Here is a 5,775-nt window from a genome sequence, read left to right as displayed (position 1 = left end):
TCGTTCACCGAGGAGGGCGCCCGGTTCGGACTCCGCTCGAACTGTATGGTGTGCGCCTTCGGGATGGCCGAGGCCACGCTCGCGGTGTCCTTCGCACGACGAGGGGCCGTGCCGACGGGCGGCCCGCCGTTTTAGAGGTCGCGCAAATTGGAAGCCGCTGTGCGCTGTGGTGAGGTGGGCGTCAGACAAGCGTCGAAGGCGCTTCCCGCCCCTCACAACTTGCACCGCCGCAGGTTCTCAGCCTGTGCCCACCCCCTTGGGGTCTTGGCGAGGCCAGTCCCCAGCGCCACGTATTGGACACGCATGAGTCGGGGATTGCGGAGTCCAAACGGCGTCTGAGGTTGCGCCCCCCGCACCGCCACACGAGCCACCTTGCGCACCCCTGTTCTCAGGCGATCGGCGCCGTCAGGATGGTGCTGCCGGGGCCTTCGGGCACCGATGCCGTCGCCGCGGCGAGGCGGCGGATCGCCTCTTCCAGCTGGTCGCCCAGCAACGTGTACGGCACTCGCATCCAGCGCTCCAGAGACCCGTACACCGAGAAGCGCGCCCCCGGTGCCACCCGCACGCCGTGCTGCTCCGCAGCCACCGAAAGCCGGCTGCTGACCGGTGCTCCGATGTCGCACCACAGGGCCAGGCCGCCGTCAGGGACGCGGAAGCGCCAGTGCGGCAGGTGCTCGCGCAATGCCGCGATGAGGCAGTCGCGGCGCTCGATCGATTCGACGCGCCGGCGCTCCAGCACCTGGGCGGCGTCCTGCAGCAGCTCCGCCAGCGCCAGCTGTTCGAGGATCGGGCTGCCGAGGTCCACCGCGGCGCGGCCGATCACCATGCGCTGCACGAAATCCTCGGACGCGCGGACCCAGCCGAGCCGGAGGCCACCCCAGAAAGACTTGCTGGCCGACCCTACGAGGATCGCCCGGTCGGTGAACGCGGCCATCGGTAGCGGGGCTTCGGCACCGCTGAGGTCGATCTCGGCGAGCGTCTCGTCGATGACCGCTGTCGTGCAGGTGCGGGCCAGCGCCCTGGCGAGCTGGGCCCGGCCGTCCGCATGCAGCCGGACGCCGGTCGGGTTGTGGAAATCCGGGATCAGGTACGCCAGCCGCGGTGATGTCTGCCGCAGGTTCGCGGCGAGCAGCTCCACGTCCCAGCCGTCCTCGACCATCGGCACCGCGACGGGGGTCGCGTTGAGGCCGCGGATCGCCTCCAGCGCGTTCGGGTAAGTCGGGTGCTCGACGAGCACCCGTTCGCCCGGCGACACCAGCATCCGCAGCAGGAGCGCGAAGCCGTGCTGCGCTCCGTTGGTGACGAGGATCTGCTCCGGGCCGGTCGGTAGCCCCCGCTTCGCGTAGCGCTCGGCGATCCGCTCGCGCAGCACCGGCAGGCCTTGCGGCTGGTAGCCGTGACCGGACAGCTGCTCCGCGAACCGCAAGCGCGCCCGATCCACCGCAGCGCACAGTTCCGGCGGCGCGCCCGGCGTGGCCTGCGCGAGGTTCAGCACCTCGGTGCCCGCAGTCGGGAACCAGCCGCCGTGGGACTCGTTTGCGCGCTCCTGGTCCGGCAGCTTCACCCACGACCCGGCGCCACGCCGGGTGGCCACGAAACCGTCTTCCCGGAGCCGGTCGAGCGTCCGCGCGATCAGGGTCCGGCTGACCCCGAGGGCATCGGCGAGCTCGCGTTCGGCCGGAAGTTGGGTCCCCGGCGGCAATCGGCCATCCAACGCCAGCTGCCGCAGCGCCGCGGCCAACGCCTGGGAGGACGGGCGTGCTGATGGGTCCCAGGAACCGAGCAGCTCGACGAGCTTGCGGCCGTGGATATGCGCGGACCGGGCGAAGACCATAAGGCCAATTGTAGTTCGATTGGCCATCGACTTTAAGGCCAATCCTGTTCTACAAAGTCCTCATGGCCTCGATCCCGACCCCTGTGGACCTCTCACCGCTTTCCATCCGGACCCGCCCGCTGCTCCGGCTCGGGCAGCTCATCGGCGGCCTGGTGCTCTACGGCGCCAGCATGGGGTTCATGGTGCGGGCACAACTCGGACTGGACCCGTGGGACGTGCTGCACCAGGGCCTGGCGCAACGCCTCGGGTGGAGCTTCGGGGCGGTCACCGCGCTGACCGGCGTCGCGGTCCTGCTCGCTTGGCTGCCGCTGCGACAGCGGCCCGGCATCGGCACGGTCGCCAACGTTGTCGTCATCGCTATCGCGGTGGACATCACGCTGGGCCTCACCCCACCGATCGACGCGCTACCGGGGCAGATCTCGCTGATGATCGGCGCCATCGTGCTCAACGGCTTCGCGACGGCAGTCTACGTCGGCGCGCGGCTCGGTCCGGGTCCGAGAGACGGACTGATGACCGGCCTGCACGCCCGGACCGGCTGGTCGGTGCGCTTGATCCGCACCTTGATCGAGCTCAGCATCCTCGCTGCCGGGTGGCTGCTGGGCGGCACGGTGGGCGTCGGCACCGTGCTCTACGCGCTCGCCATCGGGCCGCTGGCCCAGTTCTTCCTGCGATTCGCGGCAGTTCGGTAGAAAAAAGATCTCTGCCCCTAGAGACATCCGGGATACCACGAAGTAGCATTGACGCCGTCCACCTGACCCCCAGGGGTGGACCTTGACGCCCCCGCACTCCCGGTAACCCCCAGGCCGGTTGAGCGCGGGGGCGTCCCTACTTGGTTGCCGCCTCATCTTGCGCAGCGGTGCAGGTGGCGGAACCTCAGCCGCCATCCGGGCTCCGGGAAACTTGCGCATGACCGGGACTGTCCTCGCCAGACGACCGGCCGGGGTCAAGCCGGCGGGTGCAGGCCGGGCAGGTGGCCCTTGCCCTGGCAATGCGGGCAGGTCCGCCACTCGGCCATGGTCATTCCGGTCCGCATGTCTTCGGTGGCCTGCACGACGTACATCCGCGGCTCGCTGAGCTTGCGGAGTCCGCCGCAGGTGAAGCACAGCGCGTTGGGGCCACCAGCGAAATCGGGCTCGTCGTTGTCCGACATACCTCGATCCTTCCACGGTCGCGAACGCGACCGGCTCGCGGTCAGATCGCGGCGATCATGCCGGGTGCGCGTTCGGCGCGGCTCAGTGCCCGCAGCACGGCCGTCTGCCCGTGCCGACGCACGGCCAGCTGCGAAAGCAGCGCGAGCACCGGGTCGTAAACCTCCGACGGCAGCTCCGGTGTGGCGATGCCCACGCTCGTCGCCAGGTCGTCGGAGTGCACCGCCATCTCCATCATCCGGGTGATCAGGAAGTCATCGACGAGCAGCGTCCGCCCGGAGAAGGCCACCTCTCGATCCGCCGGCTCCGCGGGCAACGCGGCACGGAGCTCCTGCAGGGCCGAGTCGATCTCCTCGACCAGCGCCGGCGCGCCCTTGGCCGCGATGTCCTCGCTGAACTCGCGGAGCCGGACGTTGACCTCCGCGTCGACGTCGGCACCGATCCACGCGCTCTTGGCGTAGTAGTCGGAAAGGGTCGACTGCGCTGCCTCCGGCGCGGCAGCGGCCAACACTGGTGGAACGCCGAGGACTTGGAAGGCCAGGTGCCCGGTCAGCCCGCGAACGCTGAACTCCGCCAGCGCACTGGGCCGGTCCCACGCCGCCGCGACCGCCGGATCGCGCACCAGTTCCGCGGTCGAGACTGCCGCCTGCAGGTAAGCCTCTCGGATTGCACTCATGCCCGCCCTTCCGATGTCGCTGCCGTCGATCAAGCTACCGTCGAGGCACGACAGCATCAGGTCGGTCGAACGCCGTCTCCAGCCCGGTGGCGGCGAACGTTTCCGTACCAGTGCTCCAACGTCACAGGCCGCCGACGGGCGCGGGAACGCTCACAGCGAGGTCTCGGCGAGCTTGCCACCCGACATCTCCAGGCGGCGGTTGGTTCGCACCGCGTCGAGCATGCGGCGGTCGTGGGTCACCAGCAGGAGCGTGCCCGCATAGGAATCGAGGGCCGACTCCAGCTGTTCGATGGCGGGCAGGTCGAGGTGGTTCGTCGGCTCGTCCAGCACCAAGAGGTTGACCCCGCGTCCCTGGAGCAGGGCAAGTGCGGCCCGGGTGCGCTCGCCAGGCGACAGCGTGGCGGCCGGGCGCAGCACGTGGTCGGACACGAGGCCGAACTTGGCGAGCAGCGTGCGGATCTCGGCGGTCTCGGTGTCGGGCACGGCCGCGCAGAACGCGTCGAGCAGCGACTCCGAGCCGTGGAAGAGCGCGCGGGCCTGGTCGACCTCGCCGACGACGACGCCGGAGCCGAGCGCCGCGGACCCCACGTCCAGCGGAACGCGCCCCAACAGCGCTGCGAGCAGCGTCGACTTGCCCGAACCGTTGGCGCCGGTGATCGCCACCCGGTCGGCCCAGTCGACCTGCAGCGTCACCGGTCCGAAGGTGAAATCGCCGCGCCGCACCTCCGCTTCGCGCAGCGTGGCGACGATCGCCCCGGAGCGGGGTGCCGCCGCGATCTCCATGCGCAGCTCCCACTCCTTGCGCGGCTCCTCGACGACCTCGAGCCGCTCGATGAGGCGCTCGGTCTGCCGTGCTTTGGAGGCCTGCTTCTCGGTCGTCTCCGAACGGGCCTTGCGGCCGAGCTTGTCGTTGTCGGTGCCCTTGCGGCGGGCGTTTTTGACGCCCTTGTCCATCCAAGCGCGCTGCATGTGCGCACGCGCCTCCAGCGCGGACTTCTTGTCGGCGTACCCCTCGTACGCCTCCCTCGCATGCCTGCGCGCGACCGCGCGCTCCTCCAGGTAGGCGGCGTAGCCGCCGCCGTAGAGGTTGATCTGCTGCTGGGCCAGGTCGAGTTCGAGGACCTTGTTGACCGTGCGGGCGAGGAACTCGCGGTCGTGGCTGACGACGACGGTGCCCGCGCGCAGCCCGCGCACGAACCTTTCCAGGAGTTCGAGGCCCTCAAGGTCGAGATCGTTGGTCGGCTCGTCCAGCAGGAACACGTCGTAGCGGGACAGCAGGAGCGAGGCGAGGCCCGCGCGGGCGGCCTGACCGCCAGAAAGCGAGGTCATGGCCTGGTCGAGCTCGACGAACAGACCAAGCGAATCCACGACGCCTTCGGCGCGTTCCTCCAGGTCGGCGCCGCCCAGGCTTAGCCAGCGATCCAGGCTCGCGGCGTACGCGTCGTCGGCCCCTGGCGCGCCCTCGGTGAGGGCCTGCGTGGCCTCGTCCATCGCGCGCTGCGCCGCGGCGACGCCGGTGCGGCGGGCGAGGAACTGGCTCACAGTCTCCCCGGGCCTGCGATCTGGCTCCTGCGGCAGGTAACCGACGATCGCAGTGGCGGGGGAAAGGCGCAGCTCGCCGCGCTCCGGCACGTCGAGCCCGGCCAGCAGTTTCAGCAGCGTGGACTTTCCGGCGCCGTTGGCACCGACGAGCCCGATCACATCGCCGGGCGCGACGACAAGGTCGAGCCCGGTGAACAGGGAATGGTCGCCGTGCCCGGCGGCGAGATCAGAGGCAACGAGAGTCGCAGACATCAGACCGCCGAGAATAACAACAGCCCCGGAAGCCCTCGCGGAAAGCAAACCGGCGCCTACCGATCCTCCTAAGAGCCGAATCGACTGGTCTTCGCGGTGGCCAAGTGGGGTCGAACCGCCGACCTCCCGCTTTCTTCGACACCTGCGCCGGATGCGCCGGAGACCGGGAGATCCACGTCTTCGTCCTCTCGCCCCGCTGCTGTGCTCGGGCCTGGTCGTACGGCCCGGCCTAGTACGGCAGCAGCCATTCGCTAGCTGACCTGGGTGATCTTGGTGTCGCGGGCGAGTCTGGTGCGTTTGTGGTGCCATCGTGATCGTGCTTG

Annotated in this window: 5 protein-coding genes; 1 reads left to right on the top strand and 4 read right to left on the bottom strand. The window is 69.9% G+C overall.

Annotated features, from left to right (window positions below; translation table 11 throughout):
* Window positions 1–388: 388 nt before the first annotated feature.
* Window positions 389–1,834: a MocR-like transcription factor YczR gene (yczR, locus tag ACWDKQ_RS34810; RefSeq protein WP_450143018.1), complete on the bottom strand. Its 1,446-nt coding sequence runs from the start codon at window positions 1,832–1,834 to the stop codon at window positions 389–391.
* 62 nt (window positions 1,835–1,896) lie between these two features.
* Here yczR and yczE point away from each other — a divergent pair, with 62 nt between their 5' ends.
* A complete protein-coding gene (gene yczE / locus ACWDKQ_RS34805; RefSeq protein WP_450143017.1) occupies window positions 1,897–2,523 on the top strand; it encodes a membrane protein YczE in 627 nt (208 codons plus the stop codon).
* 254 nt (window positions 2,524–2,777) lie between these two features.
* Here yczE and ACWDKQ_RS34800 read toward each other — a convergent pair whose 3' ends face one another.
* From ACWDKQ_RS34800 to ACWDKQ_RS34790, 3 genes are all read right to left on the bottom strand, one after another.
* Window positions 2,778–2,984 carry a hypothetical protein gene (locus ACWDKQ_RS34800; RefSeq protein ID WP_450143016.1) on the bottom strand — a complete coding sequence of 69 codons (207 nt, stop codon included), beginning with the start codon at window positions 2,982–2,984 and terminating at the stop codon, window positions 2,778–2,780.
* 41 nt (window positions 2,985–3,025) lie between these two features.
* A complete protein-coding gene (locus ACWDKQ_RS34795; protein ID WP_450143015.1) occupies window positions 3,026–3,658 on the bottom strand; it encodes a maleylpyruvate isomerase N-terminal domain-containing protein in 633 nt (210 codons plus the stop codon).
* 150 nt (window positions 3,659–3,808) lie between these two features.
* Complete coding sequence (locus ACWDKQ_RS34790) at window positions 3,809–5,452, bottom strand: ABC-F family ATP-binding cassette domain-containing protein (RefSeq protein ID WP_450143014.1); 1,644 nt, start codon at window positions 5,450–5,452, stop codon at window positions 3,809–3,811.
* Window positions 5,453–5,775: the final 323 nt, after the last annotated feature.

The organism is Saccharopolyspora sp. NPDC000995, assembly GCF_053599315.1.
Note: the sequence above shows the minus strand (reverse complement) of the source record. Positions and strands in the feature narration are given on the sequence as shown.

Excerpts from the sequence above, each read along its gene's own strand:
- ACWDKQ_RS34790 (WP_450143014.1), bottom strand. The coding sequence starts at position 5,452 with ATGTCTGCGACTCTCGTTGCCTCTGATCTCGCCGCCGGGCACGGCGAC.
- yczE (WP_450143017.1), top strand. The coding sequence starts at position 1,897 with ATGGCCTCGATCCCGACCCCTGTGGACCTCTCACCGCTTTCCATCCGG.
- yczR (WP_450143018.1), bottom strand. The coding sequence starts at position 1,834 with ATGGTCTTCGCCCGGTCCGCGCATATCCACGGCCGCAAGCTCGTCGAG.
- ACWDKQ_RS34800 (WP_450143016.1), bottom strand. The coding sequence starts at position 2,984 with ATGTCGGACAACGACGAGCCCGATTTCGCTGGTGGCCCCAACGCGCTG.
- ACWDKQ_RS34795 (WP_450143015.1), bottom strand. The coding sequence starts at position 3,658 with ATGAGTGCAATCCGAGAGGCTTACCTGCAGGCGGCAGTCTCGACCGCG.